Source organism: Comamonas sp. SY3 (assembly GCF_041730275.1).
Taxonomy (GTDB): domain Bacteria; phylum Pseudomonadota; class Gammaproteobacteria; order Burkholderiales; family Burkholderiaceae_C; genus Comamonas; species Comamonas sediminis.
On record NZ_JBGTYN010000061.1, the window covers coordinates 1 to 818 of the forward strand.

1 protein-coding gene is annotated in these 818 nt (G+C 59.4%); it reads left to right on the top strand.

The genetic code is table 11. The annotated features are described in order from the left end of the window. Positions 1-818, top strand: an 818-nt coding sequence (locus ACCQ08_RS26040) for an elongation factor Tu (protein ID WP_373451385.1), incomplete at both ends; no start/stop codon positions are given.

Consider the following 818-nt stretch of genomic DNA (forward strand, 5'->3'; position numbering starts at 1 on the left):
CTGGTTTGCTCGGCCGCTGACGGCCCCATGCCCCAGACCCGTGAACACATCCTGCTGGCTCGCCAGGTGGGCGTGCCTTACATCATCGTGTTCCTGAACAAGTGCGACATGGTGGATGACGAAGAGCTGCTGGAGCTGGTGGAAATGGAAGTCCGCGAACTGCTGGACAAGTACGATTTCCCTGGTGACGACACCCCCATCATCCGCGGCTCGGCCAAGCTGGCTCTGGAAGGCGACCAATCCGACAAGGGTGAGCCTGCCATCCTGCGTCTGGCTGAAGCGCTGGACACCTACATCCCAACGCCAGAGCGCGCTGTGGACGGTGCTTTCCTGATGCCCGTGGAAGACGTGTTCTCCATCTCCGGTCGTGGTACCGTGGTGACCGGCCGTATCGAGCGCGGTATCATCAAGGTCGGCGAAGAAATCGAAATCGTCGGTATCAAGGACACCGTCAAGACCACCGTGACCGGCGTGGAAATGTTCCGCAAGCTGCTGGACCAAGGTCAAGCTGGTGACAACGTTGGCCTGCTGCTGCGCGGCACCAAGCGTGAAGACGTGGAGCGTGGCCAAGTGCTGTGCAAGCCTAACTCGATCAAGCCACACACCCACTTCACCGCTGAAGTGTATGTGCTGAGCAAGGACGAAGGCGGCCGCCACACCCCATTCTTCAACAACTACCGTCCTCAGTTCTACTTCCGTACCACGGACGTGACCGGCGCCATCGAGCTGCCAGCTGACAAGGAAATGGTTATGCCTGGCGACAACGTGTCGATCACCGTCAAGCTGATCAACCCCATCGCTATGGAAGAAGGTCTGCG